Here is a 20198-nt window from a genome sequence, read left to right as displayed (position 1 = left end):
CGCCCCTCTCCCCCCCCCGGCGCCCCGCGCCTCTCCCTCAAACCCCGGACGGGCTGTAAGGCCGTCGCCTCGCGTGGGGCGGCGGTCCGCCCTCAACGGGCGGGCGGGTGGGGGAACATCCACCGCGGAGCGGTGGATCACGGAAAGCCGACAACGGCGAGGCAAGCCGCCAGGCCGGGGTCGCGCCCGCCCGCCATGCCCGCACGGGTGGGCGGGCGGGAGACACCCGACGCGGAGCGGCAGACGACCGGCGGCTGCCAGGTCGGGGGCGAGCCTGGGCGCCGGGGCCGGGCGGGTGGGCGGGTGGGCGGTGTCCGGCGCGGAGCGGCGGGGCGGGGCCCGGGACCAGGGGGCTAGGCCGGGTGGAGGCCCGGCTCGCCCGCGGCCGTACGGAAGGACGCCGCGGTCCGCAGCGGAGCCCCGGGCGTCGTCACCGCCGCCACGGTCTTGAAGTCCGCCCGCGCCTCCTCCCGCCCGAGCCGCACGGTCACATAGCCCCGCCGCCCGTTGTAGAACTTCAGGTGCGGGTTGGCCCGCATGTAGGTGTCCCAGTTGGCGGGCCTCTCCGCCCCGTCCTTGCCGCTGGCGACGGACGTGGCGACGATCTCCGTACCGACGGTCCTGGACGAGGGGTCGTCGAAGTCGGCCTTGATGTCGAAGGCGTACCCGACGTGGACGTCCCCGGTGAGGACCATGAGGTTGTCGACGTCGGCGGCCTTCGCCCCGGCGAGCACCCGGTTCCGGGAGGCCACGTAGCCGTCCCAGGCGTCCATGCTGACCTTGGCGACGGGGTTCAGGTCGAACTTGCGCTGCGAGAACGTGACCTGCTGCGGGACGACGTTCCACAGGGCGCGCGAGCGGCGCCAGCCGTCGATGAGCCACCGTTCCTGGGTGGCCCCGGTGATGGTCCGCTTGGAGTCGAGGGTCTCGGGCCCGGGCACGTGCGCCCCGTCGCCGTACGCCTGGTCGGAGCGGTACTGCCGGGTGTCGAGGATGTCGAACTGCGCGAGCCGCCCCCAGCCGAGGCGGCGGTAGAGCCGCATGTCGGGGCCGGAGGGCCGCTGCGGGCGGCGCAGCGGCTGGTTCTCCCAGTACGCCCGGTACGCGGAGGCGCGGCGCAGCAGGAACTCCTCCGGCGGCACGTCGTTCTCGGGGACGTCGTCCGCGTAGTTGTTCTCGGTCTCGTGGTCGTCCCAGGTGACGACGAAGGGGTGCGCGGCGTGGGCGGCGCGCAGGTCGGGGTCGGACTTGTAGAGCGCGTACCGGCGCCGGTAGTCGTCGAGGGTGAGCGTCTCGCGGTTGAAGACGTCGGGCAGCACGCGGTCGGTGTACTTGCGGGCGCCGCCGGCGGAGTTCACGGCGTACTCGTAGAGGTAGTCGCCGAGGTGGAAGACCACGTCGACGTCGTCCTCGGCGAGGTGCTTGAGGGCGGTGAAGTAGCCGTCGTGGTACGCCTGGCAGGACACGGCGGCGAGGGTGAGCGAGCCGACGCGGCCGTACGCGGACGGGGCGGTGCGGGTGCGGCCGGTCTCGGAGGTCCACCGGCCGGTGCGGAAGCGGTAGTAGTAGACGCGGCCGTCGTCCAGGTGGTCGACCTGGACGTGCACGGCGTGGTTGAACTCGGGGTGGGCGACGGCGGTGCCGCGTCTGGCGACGCGGCGGAAGCGGGCGTCGTGGGCGAGTTCCCAGTGGACGGTGACGCGCCGGGCGGGCAGGCCGCCGTTCTCCTCGTACGGGCGGGGCGCGAGCCGGGTCCACAGCAGGACGGAGTTGGGCTGCGGGTCGCCGGAGGCGACGCCGAGCGTGAACGGGTCGGCGGCGACCCGGGCGGCGTCGAGCTCGGCGGCGCCCGCGACGCCCGCCGTGGGCAGGTTGGTGGCGAAGGCGAGCGCGGCGGCCGCGCCGGTCCCGGTCAGGAAACGGCGTCGGCCCAAGTGGCGTGCCGCGGCGCGGAGTTCCGGTGCGTGCTGTCCTGTGGCTGTCATGTGCCCCTCCCCGGACGATGGCTGTACGGTGCATTGGAGTGGCGGGGGACGACGTGGGACTGTCGCGTACACAACAGCCACATGGCGGGCAGATGATGTCCGTGTTGCGGACCCTCCCGTACGCTGCGGGCCCATGAACGCTGAGCGAACAGCATCTCCGCGGGACCCGGGGACAGCCCCGGAAGCGGGCCCGGAGACGCCCCCGGAGATCCCCCGGACGGCCCCGGGAGCGGCCTCGCGGGGCGCCGCGAGGACGGCCGTGGTCACCGGCGCGGGCTCCGGGATCGGCCGCGCCGTCGCCCTCGAACTGCTGCGCGAAGGCTGGTCGGTCGTGCTCGCCGGGCGCCGCGAGGAGCCCCTGCGCGAGACCGCGGCCCTGGCCGCGCGGGAAGCGGCGGAGCGGGCCGCGGAGCAGACGACGGGGCGGGCCGGGGAGCGGCCAGGGGAGCGAGCCGCCGAGCAGGCCACGGAGCTGGCCGGGGAGCGAGCCACCGAGCAGACCACAGAGCGGCCCGGGGAGCGGGCCGGGGAGCGAGCCGCCGAGCAGGCCACGGGGCAGACCACGGAGCGGGCCGGAGAGTGGCCCATGGAGCGGGCCGAGGAGCAGGCGCTGTGCGTGCGCACCGACGTCAGCGCGCCGGACGACGTCGCCGCCCTCTTCGCCGCCGCGCGCGAGCGGTTCGGGCCGCTCGGGCTGCTCTTCAACAACGCGGGCACGTTCGGCCCCGGCGGCGTCCCCGTCGAGGACCTGCCCTACGACGCCTGGCGCCACGTCGTCGACACGAACCTCAACGGCGCCTTCCTGTGCGCCCAGGCCGCGTTCCGGCAGATGAAGGAGCAGGAGCCGCAGGGCGGGCGGATCATCAACAACGGCTCCGTCTCCGCCCACGCCCCGCGCCCGCACTCCGTCGCGTACACCGCCACCAAGCACGCCCTCACGGGCCTGACCAAGTCGCTGTCCCTGGACGGGCGCCCGTACCGCATCGCCGTCGGGCAGATCGACATCGGCAACGCGGCGACCGACATGACCGCGCGGATGCGGTCCGGGATCCTCCAGGCCGGCGGCGAGACGGCGGTCGAGCCGGTCATGGACGTGGCGGACGTGGCCCGGACGGTGCGGCACATGGCGGAGCTGCCGCTGGAGGCGAACGTCCAGTTCGCGACGGTCCTCGCGACGGCGATGCCGTACATCGGACGCGGCTGACCGCCTCCAGCTCCTCCCCGGTCGCCTCCGCCGCCCCCACGGCCGCCCTGGCGCACCATCCGCCGCACACAGGCGCGTACTTGAGGCAGGGAACACGACCCGCGACCACCCGGAGTCGTACGAATGCCGTACGTCGCCGGGGGCGAATTCCGGTCATGCGCCGGAGTCCCGCCCGGAGCCGGTGGCGCCCGGCTATGCTCAGCAGCTCTCCACACGAACTTCACACACGGAGCACATGTTGCGCATTCGTTCCGCGGCCACGGCCGTCCTCGCCGCCACCGCCGTCACGGCCCCGCTGCTCGCCGCCGCCCCGGCGTCCGCGGCGCCGCGCCACCAGGGTGGCCTGCACATCGGCTACGTCCAGTACGACAGCCCGGGCCGGGACAGCAGCTCCCGGACCTCGGTCAACGGTGAGTGGGTGAACATCCACAACAACTCCCGGAGCGCGATCCAGCTCAAGGGCTACAAGCTGAAGGACAACACCGGCTACACGTACACCTTCGGCAGCTACAAGATAGGCGCGGGCAAGACCGTGAAGGTCCGCACCGGCAAGGGCACCAACGCCTCCGGCGTGCGCTACTGGGGCCGCTCCTGGCACGTGTGGAACAACACCAGCGACAAGGCCCGCCTGATCAGGCCGAACGGCTCGCAGCTCGACTCGTGCGCGTGGACGACCCGCGACCGCGGCACCAAGAACTGCCACTGAGCCCCGGCCCGCACCACCGCCGTCCCACTGCCGTCCCACCGCCGCACGACTGCTGTGCGACTGCCGTGCGGCGGCCGTACGACCGCCGCACGACCGCCGCGCCGCCGGGAATGCCCCCGGCCGCGCGGCGGTTGTCGTCCGGCATGACCCACACCGCTGACCAGCACGCGAAGCCGCCCGAGGTCCTGCGCTACACCGCGTTCGCCACCGACCCCGCGGGCGGCAACCCGGCGGGCGTCGTCCTCGACGCCGCCGGACTCGACGACGCGCGGATGCTCGCCGTCGCCGCCGACCTCGGCTACAGCGAGTCGGCGTTCCTCACACCCGGCCCGGCCGGCACCGGCCCCGGTGAACGCGCCTACACCGTGCGGTACTTCAGCCCGCAGGCGGAGGTCCCCTTCTGCGGGCACGCCACGGTGGCGACGGCGGTCGCGCTGGCCGAGCGCGACGGGCCCGGCGACCTCGTGTTCACGACCCCGGCCGGGACCGTCCCGGTGACCGTCGCGGAGGCCGACGGCGCGCTGCGCGCCACCCTCACCAGCGTGGAGCCGTACGTGGCCGAGGCCGAGGCCGCCGACGTCACCGAGGCCCTGGCCGCCCTCGGCTGGGCGGCGGCCGACCTCGACGCGGCGCTGCCGCCGCGCATCGCCTTCGCGGGCGCCCGCCACCTCGTCCTCGCGGCGGCGACCCGCGCCCGGCTCGCCGACCTGTCGTACGACTTCGAGCGGCTGAGGGCGCTGATGCTGCGCCTTGACCTGACGACGGTGCAGTTGGTGTGGCGGGACGACGCCCACGCGTCCGGGACCGTCTTCCACGTGCGTGACCCGTTCCCGGTCGGCGGTGTCGTCGAGGACCCGGCGACGGGCGCGGCGGCGGCCGCGTTCGGCGCCTACGCGCGCGAGCTGGGCCTCGTCCGCGCCACGGCGGAGCTGACCCTGCACCAGGGCACGGACATGGGCCGCCCCGGCCTGCTCACGGTCACCCTGCGCGAGGAGGACGCCCGGGTCCGCGTCTCGGGCACGGCGGTACGCATCCCGGGGTGAGCACCGGCCCCGGGGCGCCCTGCGCGGTCAGGGCCGGGCCCGGCCCGGCGCCGGTTTCGAAGCGCGTGACGTTCCCCTCGGCCACCGTGGACCGCCACCACCACGTACGCATCTCGCCCCGGGTGTCGTCGCGGTACCGGGCGACCGGCGTCCGGCCGTCGCCGGACATGGTGACGTCGCGGGCACACGCCGCAGGCCGGACCGGTCGCCGCCGTTCAAGGCGGTGACGAAGGCCTGACCGCGGGGTCGGCGAGCCGGTCGGCGGGGACGGTCATGGCTCCACGGCCACACCGGGGCGCCCGCCCCGCCACCGGCCCGCGCACACTGTGTGACCGCTCACCCGGACGGCGGGCCGCACCGGGTGCGCGGGCCGCGCCCGGTGGACCGTTGAGAGCGGAGGGGGACGCGCCCCCGCGTCCCCGCCGACCCTCCTGACTCCGAGCCCGCCCGGGAGCTGCCGTGACCTGTCGTCGTCGTACCCCTCAGTCCGCCTGCCGCGGTCGGCAGGACGTCGGCCTGCTGCTGCTCCGCACGGGCGTGGGCGCGGTGCTCGCCGCGCACGGGGCGCAGAAGCTGTTCGGCTGGTTCGGGGGCGGCGGACTCGAGGGCACCGGCGCGTGGTTCGAGTCCGTCGGCTACCGGCCCGGCAGGACCAACGCCCTGCTCGCGGGGGCCGCGGAGGTGGGCGGCGGGGCGCTGCTCGCGCTCGGGCTGGCCACGCCGGTGGCCGGGGCCGCGGCGGCGGGGGCGATGGCCGGGGCAGCGCCCGTGCACGCGCCGAACGGCTTCTTCAACCAGAGCGGCGGCTTCGAGTACCCCGCGGTCCTCGGCCTGGCCGCGGCGGCCCTGGCGGTCACCGGGCCGGGGCGGCTCTCCGCCGACCACGCGCTCGGCGACGTCCTCAACCGCCCGTGGATGGCCCCGGCAGCCCTGCTCGCCACGGCCGCGGGCACGGCCGCCGTCCTCACGGCCCGCGCCCGCGCGCTGCGCGAGACCCCGCCGCCCGCCTGACCCTGCCGGGGGCTCCCCCCAACCCCGCCCCTTCCCGAAAACCAGGAGCTGCCGCCCCTGGACCCCGCCTTCATCGGCCTCCGGCCTCGTCCTCAATCGCCGGACGGGCTGGATATTTCCGCCGAGCGCGGCTGAGATCTTCAGCCGTGGCCGCGCTGAACGTCTCAGCCGTGGCTGCGGTAGAGATCCTCAGCCCGTCCGGCGTTTGAGGACGAGCCGCGGAGCGGCGATTTCGGGGGGCCAGGGGATGGAGCCGGGACATCGAGGAGTGGCTGGCCTCGCACGCCGGGCACCCCCGGGCCGCGGAGGTGCGCGAGCGCGCCGACCGGCACCGTGCGGCCTGGCTGCATGGCTACCGCCGCGTGCTCGGCGTCGCCTACCTGACCCTCATACCGGTGGACTGACCGGCCCTACGCCCGCCCGAACCAGCACTCGGCCAGCGCGTCGAGCGTCGGCTCGGGCGGGGCGGGCAGCTCGCGCAGGTACCAGGGCAGGCTGCTGTAGACGTGCAGCAGGGTGTACGCGAGCAGCAGGCGCGGCTCGAAGGTCCGGCCGTACGCCGCCATGAGGCGGGCGAGGAGGCGGGGGTCGGCGCGGGTGACGAAGAGGCCGACGCCGACGAACTCGTACGCCGGGTCGCCGATCATCGCGGGCTCGAAGTCGAAGAGGCCGGTGAGCTCCCAGCCACCGCCGCCGGGCGCGGGCGCGGCCAGCAGGTGGTCCCGCATGAACTCCGTGTGCAGCAGCGCCCGGCGGCCCGTGTCGGCGGGCAGCGGCACGGAGGCCAGGAAGTCCGGGATCTGCTCCAGCCAGTGTTCGGGGAGCCCCTTGGCGCGCTGCTGCTCGACCGCGCCGGCCCGCTGCCGGTCGACGAACGCGGCCCAGTCGCCGGGCCCGACGGTGTCCGCGAGGGGCGCGTGGTCGAGGGCGTGCAGCGCCGCGAGCACCTCACCGGCGCGCGCGACCAGCCGCTCCCGGCCGCCCTCGGGCACGCGCGGCCAGGCGTGGTGCAGCCCCTCGCCGGGCAGCCGGGACATCAGGACGTAGCGCCAGCCGTTCTCGTACGCGCCACTGGCGTGCACCTCGGGCGTGGCGACCGGCAGCCTGCCGTGCACATGGGCGAGGACCCGGGCCTCCGTGGCGCCGTCGGCGGCCGCCGCGCCCGGGAAGAGCTTGAGGACGAGCGCGTCCCCGACGGCGTACACCGGCTGCGAGCCCTCCCCGAAGCGGGTCAGGGGCGCCCCGGCGTGGCCGAGCCGCGCGCACAGGTCCTCCGTTCCCGGGCGCATCACGGTCTCGTCCGGGACGACGGCGTCCCACTCCTCGCCGGTGTACACGGGGGGCAGCATGAGCGGCACCGTAGGCGGGCCGCCGCGCGGCGACAACAAGATTTCGTACGGGGGCGATCGCGCACGGGAGCGATCGCGCAGGGGAGCCCCGGAGGGGCGCCGCGGCCCGCCGTCCGGGCCACGGCGCCCCGGTGGTGCCCGGCGGGGGCGTCAGAAGACGAAGGGCCCCGGCTTCTGCTCCGAGGTGGCGTTGCACGTCACCGTGATGCCGAAGACGACGATCCTGAGGGACTTCGCCGAGAGGCTGTCGCCAAGGGCGACGGTGCCGTTGAGCGGCCCGGTGGAGACCGGACTGCCCGCGGGCAGGGCCGGATTGGCGTTGCCGGTGAAGGTGGTGGTGCCGGTGCCGTTCCTGGTGAGGGTGAGGGTGGAGTTGACGGCACCCGCGCCGATGGGGACGGGCGCGGTGATCGCGGACGTGGAGAGCTCTATGGTCGCGCTGGTGCCGTTCTGGGCGGCCTTGAGCGTCGCCGAGCCGGAGCCGTACGAGCCGCACTCGAAGTCGAGGGTCGCCGTCTGCGGGTCCACGGCGGCCGCGGCCGGGGCGAGGACGAGGGCGCTCACCGCGAGCACGCCGGTGCCGAGTGCGGAACGGAGCGCGAGTCTGCCGTGCCTCATGAGGGCCTGCCTTCAATGGGGGGAGTGTGGGGTACCGGCTCGCCCGACGCGGCGCATCCCGCGTTTTGCTGACGGGGCGTCAGCGAGCCGGATTGGGGGCATTGAGGCACGGCCCTCCGGAGGCCGCAAGGGCCGCCTCCATGATTCTTGTCATGTCACGACCAAAACAGGTCGCGCACGCGCCGCCCGCCTACCGCGCCGGGCCACGAGTCACCCGTCGCGAGAGGGGGCCGCGCGTCACGGACCGCCAGTCGCCACGCCGCGCGGGCGGGACGGACACCACCCGCAGGCGAGGCCCACCTCCCCCGTCCGGCGCAGCCACCGGGGCGATCGCCTGAACGAGCCCCGTCGTGCGATGAACACACCGGTGAACGGCTACGATCACCGGGACCGCCACTCCGTCACGCCGCCCGGCACCACCAAGGCACCACCACGGCGGGGCAGCGGCAGCGGCAGCGGCAGCGGCAGCGGCAGCGGCAGCGGCAGCGGCAGCGGCAGCGGCAGCACAACGACCCGACGACGACCACGACTCGACCACGACTAGACCTGGAGGCCTCCCCCGTGTCCGAACCGCGCCTGGGTGTGGCCATCGTGACCATGGGCAACCGCCCCAAGGACGTCGACGCCCTGCTGGAGTCCGTCGCCAAGCAGGACGTCCCGCCCACCCGCGTGGTCGTCGTGGGCAACGGCACCGAGCTGCCGGACTTCCCCGCCTACCCCGGCGAGGTCACCACGGTCGAGCTGGACGAGAACCTGGGCTGCCCGGGCGGCCGCAACGTGGCCCTGCGGCGGCTGCGCGAGTTCGGCGACGTGGACGTGGCCGTCGAGCTGGACGACGACGGCCTGCTCGTCGACCCCGACGTGTTCCGCACGATCCAGCGGCTGTTCGCCGAGGACGCGCGCCTCGGCGTCGTCGGCTTCCGCATCGCCGACGAGCACGGCGAGACGCAGCGCCGCCACGTGCCGCGGCTGCGCGCCAAGGACCCGATGCGCCGGGGCCTCGTCACGTCCTTCCTCGGCGGCGGCCACGCCTTCTCCATGGAGATGCTGGCGCAGACCGGCGACTGGCCCGCCGACTTCTTCTTCACGCACGAGGAGACGGACCTGGCCTGGCGCGCCCTCGACGCGGGCTGGAAGGTCCTCTACGAGCCGGCGCTGCTGCTCCAGCACCCCAAGACGTCCCCGGCCCGGCACGCCGTCTACCACCGCATGACGGCCCGCAACCGCGTCTGGCTCGCCCGCCGCCGCCTGCCCGTCCCGCTCATCCCCCTCTACCTGGCCGTCTGGACCCTCCTCACCGTCGCCCGCACCCGCTCCCTCGGCGGCCTGCGCGCGTGGGCGGCGGGCTTCGTCGAGGGCGTCCGCACCCCCGCGGGCGAGCGCCGCCCGATGCGCTGGCGAACGGTCTGGCTGATGACCCGCCTGGGCCGCCCGCCCATCATCTGACCGGCGGCCGGGGCCGATCGGGAGCCGGGGCGGCCCGGGGGCGGCCGACCACGGTCACAGGGTGAGCAGCCGGGCGAGCACCACCGCCGCCGTCCCCACGGTGAGCACCAGCCCCAGTACGAGGAACAGCCGGTCCACCGCCGTCGAGTCCCAGCCCTCGATCACGAAGCGGTGCGGGGCCTGAGGGTCGTACCGGACGGTGACGTACGCCCCCACACCGAACCCGCCGCCGGCGGTTCCGCGGCCGAACCTGGACGCGTACGCGCACTCCGTCCCGTCCCGAGTGGTCCAGGCCGCGACCGGGTGGTGGAACCGGGCACCGTCCTCACCCCGCCTGACCTCGTACCGGACGATCCGGGCACGGGCGGTGACACCCACGCGGCCGAGCACCTGGGCGCGGCGCAGGCCGGAGGCGCCGAAGCCGAGGAAGACCGTGCCGATCGCGAGGGGGACGAGGGAGATGAGCCATGCGCGTTCCATGGGGGAGGTGACGCGTGCGCGGGAGCGCCGGTTGCGGCGAAAGGGCGGGCAGGAGCCCCGGGCGGCACATCCGGGCCGTCCCGGGTCGGAGCCCGGCGCCGGGCTCAGGCGTCGGCGTCCACCAGGCGGCGCCCCGGGGCGGCGGCCGGGGCGCCGGCGCGCTCGGACTCGTCCTGCACGAGCAGGGAGAGCAGCGAGGCCACGGACAGCCCGGCTTCGGCGGGGTGGCGCAGCACCTTGTCCGGATCGATGCGGTAGGTGTTCGTACGCCCCTCGCGGGTGTGCGACAGGTACCCGTCCTGCTCCAGGTCGGAGATGATCCGCGACACGGCCCGCTCGGTGAGCCGGCAGTGGGCGGCGATCTCGCGGATGCGGATGTTCGGGTTGTCGGCGATGGCTGCCAGCACGCGCGCGTGGCTGGTGATGAACGTCCATCCCGTGTGGGACTCAGGTACTCCGGCCATGCCCGGCATTTTAGGGGACGATGGTTGCCGGAAGTCTGTTACATGACATACTTTTCCGGTAACCGACGACGTGTTCCCTCGCGGGAGCGCCACAGAAGGAGCCCGAAGGTGCCCTGGGACAAGGACGCCCTGCCGACGCTGATGAGCACCGCCCATGGGTCACCGGCGTCCGGCCGGGCCGCCGCGTACCCCCCGTACGGCCCGGAGGTACGGCAGTACGCGTGCGGCGGGGCGTGGGTCGTCGTCGCGGACGGCGAGTACGACATGGGCTCGATCACGCCCCTGCGGGAGGCGCTGGAGACCGCGGCGAAGCAGTACCCGAAGGTCGTCCTGGACGCCTCCGCCGTCACGTTCGCCGACTCGACGTTCCTGAACGTCCTGCTCCTCACCCACCAGACGGGCACGCTGCGCGTCGTCGCCCCCTCGCCCCAGGTGCGCCGCATCTGCGAGATCACCGGCGTCGACAGCGTCCTGGAGATCCGGCGGACGGTCGAGGAGGCGGCGGCGTCCTGACGCCACCGGCGCCGGACCGACGCGCCACGCGGCGACCGAGGACGAGCACCCTCACGAGGACGGGCGCCCTCGCGGCAGACAGGGCCCGTGAGCACCGAAACAGCTCCGGGTGCCCCGAAGTAGCAGGGTCATTCCCGTGACGCATGTCACACCTCATGGGGTGGCCGTGGATGCGGAGTGCCCTCTTGTCTCGCTCCGCCCCTTCCGCCCCAGGGGGCACTCCAAAGCACGGATTCGAAGGCGGATGCCCGCGGAATCCGTTCGATGACGAGGCGTCAACCTCCTCACACACCGTGGTCAATGCACGGAATTACACAGTCCGCACGACCCCATCGCGATGATGTGAAGGCGCATCAAGGTATGCGCCTTTCATTCATGCGACATCGAACGGCACTCGCTGTTCGATTCCGCATGCCCAGGGGAGGGATCGCACGTGAAGCGTGCTCACCGCATGCTGTCGCTCGCGGCGGCAGGATTCGCAACGACACTGGCCTGTGCGGGTACGGCGGTCGCCGGCACGGGGCCGACGCCCACGCCTGACCAGCGGCCTCCCGTGTCGACCGTGCCGTCCGAGACGGGCAACCCGCTGACCGCGCGTGCGCAGGCCGCCGGTGTGTGCTCGGACGCGTACCAGATCGGCACCACCTCGTACGCCTACCGGGGCACCGAGAAGATCGCCTCCGTCAAGCAGTTCTACTCGCCCGCGTGCAAGGAGAACTACGGCTACGTGTGGGTGTGGAAGTCCTTCCTGGACAAGGACATCACCTTCGACCTCCAGGTCGGCGTCTGGTCCTACGACCGTGAGTCGCTGATCGGCGCCCGTCACGAATTCGGCACCCACCACCAGGAGTTCTGGGGCAACGGCGCGGACACCGTGAACGACTGCACCTCCGGTGACGGCGCGCTGACCATCACCGGCGAGCAAGGCACCTACGCCGCCAGGACGTCCAAGCGCTGCTGACCCGCTCCCGGCGCGGGCCCGCATCCCGCCGGGGCCCTGTTCCTCGTCGAGGCCCTGGCCCGCGCTGAGGCCCTGGCCCGCGCCGAGGCCCCGGTCCCGACGACCGGCCGCGAGCACCCGAACGTATCCGCAACGAGCCGCAACGAGCCAAGGAGAGCCCCTCGTGCACTTCGTCATGCCCGGAAACAGGCGGAACAGACGCCGCAGACGCTCCGCCGCCACCGCCGCGGTCGCCGCGGGCGCGGGCGCCGCCCTGCTGGCCGTCTTACTTCCCGCCCAGGCGTCGGCGTCACCCGGCGCCGGGAAGCGGCCCGCGCCGCCGCACCCGGCCTCCCCGGTGGGGCAGACCAGGGCACCGGCCAGCACTCCCGTCGGAGTGCCGGGTGAGGACCGGGAGCTGGTGACGCCCGGCATCCTGCAGTCCACGTTCCAGGGCCTGGGCATCGGCCAGGTCCCCTGGTCCGAGTTCTACAAGGCGGCGCTGTCGGACAGCGTCGGCGCCCAGGTCAACTACGGCAACGGCAACCTGCTGGTCAGCGTGAGCGCCTTCGACATCGCCGACGCGGGACCCGGCCTGTCCCTGGGGCACGCGTACAACGGCCTGAACACCGGTTGGAAGGCCACCACCGGCGGCGACCACCTGATCCACGAACCCAACAGCTCGTCGGTCTACGTCCAGGGGCCCTCCGGCACGATCGCCGTCTTCGAGCGCGACGGCTCGAAGTTCACCCCCGCCCCCGGCTACAAGCAGGACCTGAGCGAGTCCGCCGACAAGAAGTCCTTCACGCTCACCTCGCGCAAGAACGGGCAGAAGACGACGTTCTCACGGTCCGGCACGACCGGGGACGCCCGGGTGAGCAAGGTCGAGGACAAGAACGGCAACGCCACCACCGTCACCTACTCCGGCGCCTTCGCCTCGAAGGTCACCGCCGCCTCCGGACGCACCCTGACCTTCGACAACGACGGCAGGAAGATCACCAAGGTCACCGACAACACGGGGCGGTCCGCGTCCTACACGTGGTCCGGTGACGACCTGGAGAAGTTCACCGACACCGACGGCAAAACGACCGTCTTCGCCTACGACGCCTCGCACCGCATGACCAAGGTGACCACGGCGGAGGGCCGCGAAACCCGCTTCACCTGGGACACCAACCGGCTGGCCTCGATCACCCGGGTCGTCGACAAGGCGGCCGGCACCGGCGCCACCACCGCCTTCCGCTACATCCTGCCGCAGCCCGGCAGCGAGGCCGAGGGCGTCGTCCGCATCACCGACCCGCGGGGCAAGAACACCCAGAAGACGGTGGACTCCCGCTGGCGCGTCACCAAGACCACCGATCCCCTGGGCCGTGAACGCTCCCGGACGTGGGGGCCGGACAACAACGTCACCAGTGCCGTCGACGGCATGGGCGTGGGCTCGACCCCGGGCAACACCGTCAAGTTCGACTACGACGACGCGTTCAACCCCGCGTCCGCCACCCAGCCCACCGGCGCCCAGTCCACGATGGCCTGGACCCGGAAGGCCGGCGGCCACTACCCCGAGACCCTGACCTCCGCCAGCAGCGAGAAGGTCACCAACGGGTACGACACCTCGGGCAACATGACCTCGCAGACGGACACCACCACGGGCTCCGACGGCGCCAAGTGGACGTACGACTACAACCCCGGGTCCGGCGCCATGGACTGCGGCGGCCTGCCCGGCCAGCGGTGCTCGGCCACCGACCCCGAGGGCAACAAGACCTCCTTCACCCACGACGCCAAGGGCAACCTGGTCAAGGTCGACCGGCCCTCCGCGCAGGGCGACCTGACGTACACCTACGACGCCCTGGGCCGCACCGAGACGGTCACCGACGGCCGAGGCGTCAGGACCGTCCACACCTACGACCAGCGTGACCGGCTCAAGACCCGTACCAGCGACGGCCGGACGGCGACCTTCACCTATGACGCCGACGGCAACATCACCACCCGCACCACCCCCGCCGGCACCAGCAGCTACACCTACGACGAGCAGAACCGCGAGCGCACCCGCACCCTGCCGGCCGGCGGCGGCAGCGGGGTCACCTACGACGCCTCCGGCAACGTGAGGACCGCCACCGACGCCGGCGGCACCCTCACCTACGACTACAACGACGCGAACCAGCTCACCGCACTCACCCAGCCCGGCGGCGCCAGGACCACCTACGACTACGACAAGAACGGCGACCGCACCACCACGTCCTACCCCGGCGGAACGGTGCAGAAGACGGACTACGACAAGTCCAGCCGTGCCCAGAAGATCGAGGTCAAGAACGGCTCCACCGTCCTGTCCACGATCGCCTACGACTACAACAAGTCCGGCAAGGACAGCGACAAGATCTACAAGCGGACCACCGACGGCGCCGCCCTCGCCTACATCTACGACTCCAAGGGCCGCCTGACCAAGGCGGTGGAGTCCAGGAACGGCTCGACCACCGCGGGCTGGGCCTACTGCTACGACAAGGCCGGCAACATCACGGGCCGCTCCACCGGAACCAGCCTGCCCGGCTGCGACAAGGCCCAGTCGGTCCGCGAGTACAACAACGCCAACGAACTGACCTCGCTCGACGGCAACACCGGATTCACCTACGACGGCGACGGCAACGAGACCTCCGCCGCCTCCCCCACCGGCGCCCGCTCGGACGGCCGGTGGACCCCCTTCACCCAGTTGTCCGACCTGACCGCCTCCGGGGCGTCCTCGGCCCACACCTACGCGGGCACGGACAACAACGACCGCCTCACGCGCGGCAGTTCGTCCTTCACCAACGCCGCCATCGGCATGACCCGGGAGAACACCACCGGTTTCGTCCGCGAACCCTCGGGCACGTTGACAGCCATGACGACCGGCGGAGCGAGCCAGTACTACCTCACCGACGTCCAGGGCAGCGTCATCGGCCTCGTCGACGCCGGCGGCAAGCGCACCGCCACCTACAGCTACGGGCCCTACGGCGAGGCCCGCACCACCACCGGCACCAACCAGCCCTACCGCTACACCGGCACCTACCTCGACCCGAGCGGCCTGTACAAGATGGGTGCCCGCTACTACGACCCGCACCTGGGCCGCTTCACCCAGCCCGACCCGTCCGGCAAGGAGAGCAACCCCTACGCCTACGCGGCCGGCGACCCCGTCAACCGCATCGACCCCAGCGGCCTGGACTTCCTCGGCCTGGACAAGAAGCAGTGGGGCAACGCCCTGGGCGTCGCCGGCACCGTGGTCGGCGCGGCCGCCCTGGCCCCCGTCGGCGGCGTCGGCGTAGCCGTCGGCGCGGCGGCGCTGAGCACCGGCCTCGGTGTCGCGGGAGGCGTGCTGGAAGGAGACTCCGCCGGCCAGATCGCGGCGACAGGGATCCTGAGCGCGGCCAGCGGCGGCACCGGCGTGGCGATGAAGGCCGCGGGCGTCGGCGGCAAGGCCGCCGCCGCCACCGACATCGGCTACGAAGTGGGCAGCTACGTCGGGGGAGCCGCGATCGGCGGCTGGGACTGGACCTGAGCACCCGCTGACAGAAAGGGCTACACCGTGGAGCACCTCTACTTGGCCGCCAAGGGCGACGGCAGCTTCTGGCCCACCGGCGTCATCATGATCATCGTCATCATCGCCATCAGCGGCTCGGTCTGGATGTGGCGAGAGCGCAAGCTCAAGAAGAACAAGTAGAAACCGTGCCCTGACCCCGCGCACAGGGGCCTCATCTGTACGAAGGTGAGGCCCTCCGGCGCGGAGGGCGGACCCCGGCCGCCCGGATGGGCACCGCAGGACAGCGGGATGACGAGGGACCGCTCACGGCAGCGCGCGCAGGTAGGCGGTGTGGCCCGATCCCGACGCTGCCTCGATGCCAGAGGGCCCGCTGGTGGTTATCGTCGCTTCCGTCAACCGTATGGGCCACGCGGGTGCGGAGACCCTGGAGTAACTGGGCCGACTCGACGAGGGCGGGATGTTCGAGCGGTTCGCGGAGCACGCCGACGAGCCAGGAACGGCACTTTCCTGGCTATCTGCACGGCTACGTGAGGAGACGGCTCCGTCCAGGACGCATCGGACGGAGCGCTCGCCGTTCCGACGCTCAGACAGTCCGCTCGATGTGCTCGAAGATGTCCGCGTCCGTCTCCCGCTGCCAGGCCGGCAGGTCGGCCCAGTCGGCGACGTATCCGGGCTTCGGGTCCTCGAAGTGCTTGAACATCTGGGCGGTCCAGCAGATCGCCACGAAGCGGCCCTTCTGTTCACGGGAGAGCCGTGTGGCGTGCCCTTCGCTGACCTTGATGAAGTCGCGAACCTGTCCGTACACCGCCGCGGCGGCCTCGCGCTCCCACTCGGGCGTCTCGTCCCACGGCGTGATGTAGCTGGGCTTCGGCTCACCGGGGTAGTGCCTGGTCACACCGGCGATCCACGCCTCGCGGAAGATCCGACCGTTACTCATGCCCGTTTCCCTCTCGTCATGTGGTGCGCGGGAGCGCCGCGATTCGGTGATCCAGGTCCGAGACTCGGTCATCGGCCATGAGCGGGGCAAGAGAGCCTCGAAGCCCGTCCAACTTCCTGCCGACGAATCCAGAGTGAGACCGGCCGGCCAGTCCGAGAGCCTGCTCCGCGTAGTGCACGACCTGGTCGGTGTCCCGCCGGTACGCCCCGAGAGTGGCGAGGTCGCTCAGAACGGCGGCGCGGCGACGCAGTGACAGGGGCTGGGCGAGTGCCGCGGTGAGGGCCGCCTCCGCAAGGTCGGGACGGCCTAGTTGGAGGTAGCAGGCCCCTCGTTCCTCGGCGAGACGCGAGCCGTCGAAGCGGAGCCAACCACCATTGTGGGAGTGCTCACCATCGAGAACGTACACCTTCTCGGCTTCGTCCAGAGCCCGGTCGCAGGCATCGAGGTCGCCTGTCGCCGCGTACGCCTGCGCTTGGACGGCGGCGACCCAGTGGCGGGTGGAGAGCGCGCCGTCACCTCCCTGAGCGACCCGGGCGGCCGCCGCCAGCAAGGACTCGGCGGCGGGCGCGCGGCGCGCGTACAGCTCGACGTACGCGTGGCGGGTCATGGCACAGGCCCAGAGGTCGTGGTCCCCGCCGACATGAGCGGCGTGGGCGGCCAGTGTGTAGCACTGGGCTGCGTCGGTGTACCGGTTGACGTCGAAGAACAGCTCGCCGACGAGCTGGTACAGGTCGGCGGTCATCCGGCACAGCCGGGCCCGCTCGGTCGATGTACGGGCCTCGGCCAGCCCCTTCGACATCGTGTCGAGCTGCCCACGGACGGCGGGGAAGACGGCCTGCTTGGAATCCGAGAGCGCGTAGACCTTCCAGAGGCTGCGATGCAGGTCGTCCCCCGCCTCCAGGAGAGCCGACGCCGTACGCCCACGGGAGATCCCGTCGGAGTCGGGGAGAGTGACCAGCGCGCCGGTGACGGCGAGCAGACCCACGACTTCGCGACGCTTCATGTCGTCGTCATCACCACGCTGGAGAGGCGGATCGTCGGCAAGCGCGGCGGTCTCAGCCGGCTGCCATTCGGAGAGGAGGGCTTCCAGTTCGGGGAGGGTCACTCCCAACAGCGCTGCGATCTCCGGCCGTTGATGCGGTCGCGGGGTGGCACGACCGCTTTCCCAACGGACCACGGTGGACGCGGCCACCGCAAGCGCCTCTGCGAAGCCTTCCTGAGAGTAACCCTGTGCCACACGCCGCTCGGCGAAGCGCTCGCGCCTCGATGCCATCGGCCTCTCCCTACGAGTACGCCCTTCCCTGGACGCAACGCCTGTGAAACGCCCGGGCATTGCCTGGGCTCCGCTCTGGGAGACCGTAACGGATCGTCGTTCACTGGTCACCCGCCGCTCGTGGGGTCAGAAACTCTTCCGGCGGCTACAAGATCAGCTCCCTCTTCCCTGAGGCAGACGCCTCGTCTCCACCTTCCAAGGAGTCCCATGAGCACTCTTGCTTCTCCCGCCCCCACCCGGCCGTGGGGCGCGAGCCGGCTCGCCCCCTACCCGACCACCGTCCGGCGGCCGCACGCCACCGTCCATGTCGACGCCGTGACCCAGCTCGGAGTGTTCCGCGACCGCGCCGGACAGCTCGTCGAGATGGGCAAGCACGGCACCAGCTCCGGCACCGAGACCTCCACGACGACGAACTCGGACTCCCGGAACGACCAGGGTCATGACCAGGACAGTAGTCAGGACTGATGACCGTGACCGAGGAGAGGCCGGTTCTGGTGGCCACGGAGGCGGATGACATCACCGCCGACATGGTGATCGGCGAACTCAACCGGCGCGATGTGCCGGTGGTCCGGTTCAATCCCGCCGACATCGGAGGAGACCTGACGGTCTCGTCCTGGTTCGGCGTCTGTCCAGCCCCTGTGGTCGGGCAGGTGCGTACCCCGTCGAGAACGGTCGACCTGACTCGGGTCCGGTCGGTGTACTGGCGCCGCCCCGAGTGGCCGACATTCCCCCACCTTTCACCGGACGACTCCCGTTTCGCGGCGGCGCAGGTCCGCTACGGACTCGGGGGTACGCTCTACGCCCTGGACGGCCCTTTCTGGGTCAACCATCCCTTGCGCAGCGCTGCGGCCGACTACAAGCCTGCCCAGCTCGCTCTCGCCCAGCGGCTCGGCTTCACCGTCCCGCGTACCCTCGTCACCAACGATCCGATCGAGGCACGCGAGTTCATCAGCGGCCAAGGCGACGCGATCTTCAAGACTCTGCGGTGGACTTCCTACATCCGGGACGGCGTGCCGGTGACCGGATGGGCCGACCCCGTCAGCCCTGACGAGATCGACGACAGCGTTCGCGTCACGCCTCATCTGTTCCAGACCCGCGTGGACAAGGTCGCCGACGTCCGCGTACTGATCGTGGGCCGGCACACCTTCGCCGTACGCATCGAGTCCGAGCTGCTGGACTGGCGCAAGGACTACAGCGCCCTGGCCTACACCGTGGAGCCCCTGCCCGATGCGGTGGACAGGGCACTGCATGCCTACCTGGAGCGACTGGCGCTGGTTTCGGGAAGCTTCGACCTCGCCGTCGACCATGCGGGGAACTACTGGTGGCTGGAACTGAATCCCAACGGACAGTGGGCGTGGCTGGAGACCGAGACCGGCTTCCCGATGTCCGCGGCCTTCGCCGACCTACTCGCACAAGGAGACCGCCCGTGACCGACCCGGCATCCGAGCGACGCCGCATGTCGGCCGTACTCGTGACCAAAGGTGTCCTGACGTCTCCCTGGCTGCGCACGGCCGTCGAGTCCGTCCCTCGTGAGCGGTTCCTCCACCCGGGAGTGTTCCTGGACGAGGGGCGGACCTGGCAGCCCGTCGTCGCCGCCGACATGGCCCCGGACGAGTGGCTGAAGATCGCATACAGCGTCGACACGCTCACCACCCAACTCGACGGCCACCTCACCGCCGCCCAGACCGACGAACCCGTCGTGGGCGTGCCCACGTCCTCCTCGACCGACCCGGCCACCGTCGTCGGCATGATCGAGGCCCTGGACCTTGCGGCGGGCCACCGGGTCCTGGAGATCGGCACGGGCACCGGCTACTCCACCGCCCTGATGTGTCACTACCTCGGCGAGGACAATGTCACCACGATCGAGGTCGACGCGCAGGTGGCCGCACGCGCCGATGCCGCTCTCGAAGCCGTCGGCTTCTCGACGTGGACGGTGACGGGCGACGGGCTCATCGGCCACCCGTACCGCGCACCGTACGACCGCGTCATCGCCACCTGCGCGGTCCGCCGCATCCCGTACGCCTGGATCCGGCAGACGAAGCCCGGGGGCATCGTCCTCGGCACGGTCGGTTCCTGGCCGTGGGGCACCGGCCTGGCGAGACTCACCGTCGGCGATGGTGGAACCGCGGAGGGCAGGATCGTCGAGCGCTCCTCCTTCATGCAGGCAATGGCCCCTCTGGCGGGCGACGTCTCCGCCCGGGCCGCGTACGCCGACAGCGAGCGACACGTTCTGGTGTCGCCTCTCGTTCTGGAGGAGTGGATGCCCGCGTTCCTCGCGCAGTTGGCCGCGCCCGGCGCTCAGCTCGTCCGCGCGACGGGCGGTGACGGCTCACCCTTGCGGTACCTGTTCGACCCGGAGAGGGAGTCGTTCGCCGAATTCCTCGTCGACGGCGAGAGCTGGACCGTCCGCCAAGGCGGCCCGGTGGCCCTGTGGGACGACGTGGAACGCTCACTCGTCGCCTGGCAGGACGCCGGGGCGCCGGAGATCGACTCCGTGCGGCTCCGCGTGACGCCCGCGTCCCACCAGTACTGGATCGACCAGGTCCCCTCCCTGCGCTGGGAGCACCGGATCACCTGACCCACTGCGCTCCGAGCAAGGACGACGAACAGCTCTCCCCCAGGTGAGAAGCCTGAGAGGCAGACGAGTCGGGCTGTACGCCGGGGACTGTTGGGAGCACTACCAAAAGGGCATCTGACCTGCGCAAAGGCGACAGGCGTTCCACC

Annotated in this window: 20 protein-coding genes and 3 pseudogenes; 15 read left to right on the top strand and 8 right to left on the bottom strand. The window is 72.2% G+C overall.

Annotated elements, in window-relative coordinates; all coding sequences use genetic code 11:
* Positions 1 to 353 precede the first annotated feature (353 nt).
* Positions 354 to 1985: an alkaline phosphatase D family protein gene (locus QK440_RS24035; protein ID WP_282795259.1), complete on the bottom strand. Its 1632-nt coding sequence runs from the start codon at positions 1983 to 1985 to the stop codon at positions 354 to 356.
* On the opposite strand from QK440_RS24035, the pseudogene QK440_RS41460 reads away from it, so the two are divergent.
* From QK440_RS41460 to QK440_RS24020, 4 genes and pseudogenes are all read left to right on the top strand, one after another.
* Positions 1984 to 2322: pseudogene (locus QK440_RS41460) on the top strand (hypothetical protein); the annotation flags it as partial. The gene QK440_RS24035 and the pseudogene QK440_RS41460 sit on opposite strands and share 2 nt — an antisense overlap.
* A 135-nt stretch (positions 2323 to 2457) precedes the next feature.
* Complete coding sequence (locus QK440_RS24030) at positions 2458 to 3189, top strand: SDR family oxidoreductase (RefSeq protein ID WP_349239317.1); 732 nt, start codon at positions 2458 to 2460, stop codon at positions 3187 to 3189.
* A 238-nt stretch (positions 3190 to 3427) separates the two neighbouring features.
* On the top strand, positions 3428 to 3895 hold the full coding sequence (locus tag QK440_RS24025) for a lamin tail domain-containing protein (RefSeq protein ID WP_282795263.1): 468 nt from the start codon (positions 3428 to 3430) through the stop codon (positions 3893 to 3895).
* A gap of 143 nt (positions 3896 to 4038) precedes the next feature.
* Positions 4039 to 4938, top strand: a complete 900-nt coding sequence (locus QK440_RS24020; RefSeq protein WP_282795257.1) for a PhzF family phenazine biosynthesis isomerase — start codon at positions 4039 to 4041, stop codon at positions 4936 to 4938.
* Positions 4939 to 4987: 49 nt separating this feature from the next.
* Here the strand turns inward: QK440_RS24020 and QK440_RS24015 are convergent.
* A pseudogene (locus QK440_RS24015) lies at positions 4988 to 5213 on the bottom strand (nuclear transport factor 2 family protein); the annotation flags it as partial.
* A 184-nt stretch (positions 5214 to 5397) separates the two neighbouring features.
* Between QK440_RS24015 and QK440_RS24010 the strand changes: the two are divergent.
* Positions 5398 to 5949: a DoxX family membrane protein gene (locus tag QK440_RS24010; RefSeq protein WP_282795256.1), complete on the top strand. Its 552-nt coding sequence runs from the start codon at positions 5398 to 5400 to the stop codon at positions 5947 to 5949.
* Between the two features lie 245 nt (positions 5950 to 6194).
* Positions 6195 to 6353, top strand: a pseudogene (locus tag QK440_RS24005) (SAM-dependent methyltransferase); the annotation flags it as partial.
* 6 nt (positions 6354 to 6359) lie between these two features.
* Here the strand turns inward: QK440_RS24005 and QK440_RS24000 are convergent.
* A complete protein-coding gene (locus QK440_RS24000) occupies positions 6360 to 7298 on the bottom strand; it encodes an aminoglycoside phosphotransferase family protein (protein ID WP_282795255.1) in 939 nt (312 codons plus the stop codon).
* 150 nt (positions 7299 to 7448) lie between these two features.
* The gene (locus QK440_RS23995) at positions 7449 to 7916 is read right to left on the bottom strand and encodes a hypothetical protein (protein WP_282795254.1); all 468 of its coding nucleotides are present in this window, start codon (positions 7914 to 7916) and stop codon (positions 7449 to 7451) included.
* A gap of 355 nt (positions 7917 to 8271) precedes the next feature.
* On the opposite strand from QK440_RS23995, the gene QK440_RS23990 reads away from it, so the two are divergent.
* Complete coding sequence (locus QK440_RS23990; RefSeq protein WP_282795253.1) at positions 8272 to 8460, top strand: hypothetical protein; 189 nt, start codon at positions 8272 to 8274, stop codon at positions 8458 to 8460.
* A gap of 17 nt (positions 8461 to 8477) precedes the next feature.
* The gene (locus tag QK440_RS23985; protein ID WP_282795252.1) at positions 8478 to 9362 is read left to right on the top strand and encodes a glycosyltransferase; all 885 of its coding nucleotides are present in this window, start codon (positions 8478 to 8480) and stop codon (positions 9360 to 9362) included.
* 54 nt (positions 9363 to 9416) lie between these two features.
* Here QK440_RS23985 and QK440_RS23980 read toward each other — a convergent pair whose 3' ends face one another.
* Positions 9417 to 9842 (bottom strand): DUF3592 domain-containing protein, encoded by a 426-nt coding sequence (locus QK440_RS23980; protein ID WP_282795251.1) that lies wholly within the window; start codon positions 9840 to 9842, stop codon positions 9417 to 9419.
* Positions 9843 to 9946: 104 nt separating this feature from the next.
* Positions 9947 to 10306, bottom strand: coding sequence for a helix-turn-helix domain-containing protein (locus QK440_RS23975; protein ID WP_282795250.1), 360 nt, complete (start codon positions 10304 to 10306; stop codon positions 9947 to 9949).
* Between the two features lie 108 nt (positions 10307 to 10414).
* Between QK440_RS23975 and QK440_RS23970 the strand changes: the two genes are divergently transcribed.
* The 4 genes from QK440_RS23970 to QK440_RS23955 all read left to right on the top strand — a co-directional run bounded on the left by QK440_RS23970 (position 10415) and on the right by QK440_RS23955 (position 15444).
* On the top strand, positions 10415 to 10819 hold the full coding sequence (locus QK440_RS23970; protein WP_282795249.1) for an STAS domain-containing protein: 405 nt from the start codon (positions 10415 to 10417) through the stop codon (positions 10817 to 10819).
* Positions 10820 to 11381: 562 nt separating this feature from the next.
* Positions 11382 to 11780, top strand: a complete 399-nt coding sequence (locus tag QK440_RS23965; protein ID WP_282795248.1) for a hypothetical protein — start codon at positions 11382 to 11384, stop codon at positions 11778 to 11780.
* A gap of 163 nt (positions 11781 to 11943) precedes the next feature.
* On the top strand, positions 11944 to 15282 hold the full coding sequence (locus QK440_RS23960) for an RHS repeat-associated core domain-containing protein (protein WP_282795247.1): 3339 nt from the start codon (positions 11944 to 11946) through the stop codon (positions 15280 to 15282).
* Between the two features lie 27 nt (positions 15283 to 15309).
* Positions 15310 to 15444 carry a hypothetical protein gene (locus QK440_RS23955; protein WP_282795246.1) on the top strand — a complete coding sequence of 45 codons (135 nt, stop codon included), beginning with the start codon at positions 15310 to 15312 and terminating at the stop codon, positions 15442 to 15444.
* 403 nt (positions 15445 to 15847) lie between these two features.
* Here QK440_RS23955 and QK440_RS23950 read toward each other — a convergent pair whose 3' ends face one another.
* A complete protein-coding gene (locus QK440_RS23950; RefSeq protein ID WP_282795245.1) occupies positions 15848 to 16201 on the bottom strand; it encodes a hypothetical protein in 354 nt (117 codons plus the stop codon).
* 16 nt (positions 16202 to 16217) lie between these two features.
* Complete coding sequence (locus QK440_RS23945; RefSeq protein ID WP_282795244.1) at positions 16218 to 17474, bottom strand: helix-turn-helix domain-containing protein; 1257 nt, start codon at positions 17472 to 17474, stop codon at positions 16218 to 16220.
* A gap of 207 nt (positions 17475 to 17681) precedes the next feature.
* Here QK440_RS23945 and tgmA point away from each other — a divergent pair, with 207 nt between their 5' ends.
* From tgmA to tgmC, 3 genes are read left to right on the top strand one after another with little or no spacing between them, the layout of a single operon-like run.
* On the top strand, positions 17682 to 17939 hold the full coding sequence (gene tgmA / locus QK440_RS23940; RefSeq protein WP_282795243.1) for a putative ATP-grasp-modified RiPP: 258 nt from the start codon (positions 17682 to 17684) through the stop codon (positions 17937 to 17939).
* Positions 17939 to 18904 carry an ATP-grasp ribosomal peptide maturase gene (gene tgmB / locus QK440_RS23935; RefSeq protein WP_282795242.1) on the top strand — a complete coding sequence of 322 codons (966 nt, stop codon included), beginning with the start codon at positions 17939 to 17941 and terminating at the stop codon, positions 18902 to 18904. Before tgmA ends, tgmB begins: the two co-directional genes overlap by 1 nt.
* Positions 18901 to 20052, top strand: a complete 1152-nt coding sequence (gene tgmC / locus QK440_RS23930; protein WP_282795241.1) for an ATP-grasp peptide maturase system methyltransferase — start codon at positions 18901 to 18903, stop codon at positions 20050 to 20052. Before tgmB ends, tgmC begins: the two co-directional genes overlap by 4 nt.
* Positions 20053 to 20198 lie beyond the last annotated feature (146 nt).

It is taken from the genome of Streptomyces sp. CC224B, assembly GCF_030010595.1.
GTDB lineage: Bacteria > Actinomycetota > Actinomycetes > Streptomycetales > Streptomycetaceae > Streptomyces > Streptomyces longispororuber.
The sequence above is the reverse complement of the archived record's forward strand: the minus strand, read 5'-3'. Positions and strand labels throughout refer to the sequence as shown.

Excerpts from the sequence above, each read along its gene's own strand:
- QK440_RS24000 (WP_282795255.1), bottom strand. The coding sequence starts at position 7,298 with ATGCTGCCCCCCGTGTACACCGGCGAGGAGTGGGACGCCGTCGTCCCG.
- QK440_RS23995 (WP_282795254.1), bottom strand. The coding sequence starts at position 7,916 with ATGAGGCACGGCAGACTCGCGCTCCGTTCCGCACTCGGCACCGGCGTG.
- tgmB (WP_282795242.1), top strand. The coding sequence starts at position 17,939 with ATGACCGTGACCGAGGAGAGGCCGGTTCTGGTGGCCACGGAGGCGGAT.
- QK440_RS24035 (WP_282795259.1), bottom strand. The coding sequence starts at position 1,985 with ATGACAGCCACAGGACAGCACGCACCGGAACTCCGCGCCGCGGCACGC.
- QK440_RS23990 (WP_282795253.1), top strand. The coding sequence starts at position 8,272 with ATGAACACACCGGTGAACGGCTACGATCACCGGGACCGCCACTCCGTC.
- QK440_RS23950 (WP_282795245.1), bottom strand. The coding sequence starts at position 16,201 with ATGAGTAACGGTCGGATCTTCCGCGAGGCGTGGATCGCCGGTGTGACC.
- QK440_RS23975 (WP_282795250.1), bottom strand. The coding sequence starts at position 10,306 with ATGGCCGGAGTACCTGAGTCCCACACGGGATGGACGTTCATCACCAGC.
- QK440_RS23980 (WP_282795251.1), bottom strand. The coding sequence starts at position 9,842 with ATGGAACGCGCATGGCTCATCTCCCTCGTCCCCCTCGCGATCGGCACG.
- QK440_RS24020 (WP_282795257.1), top strand. The coding sequence starts at position 4,039 with ATGACCCACACCGCTGACCAGCACGCGAAGCCGCCCGAGGTCCTGCGC.
- QK440_RS23945 (WP_282795244.1), bottom strand. The coding sequence starts at position 17,474 with ATGGCATCGAGGCGCGAGCGCTTCGCCGAGCGGCGTGTGGCACAGGGT.
- tgmA (WP_282795243.1), top strand. The coding sequence starts at position 17,682 with ATGAGCACTCTTGCTTCTCCCGCCCCCACCCGGCCGTGGGGCGCGAGC.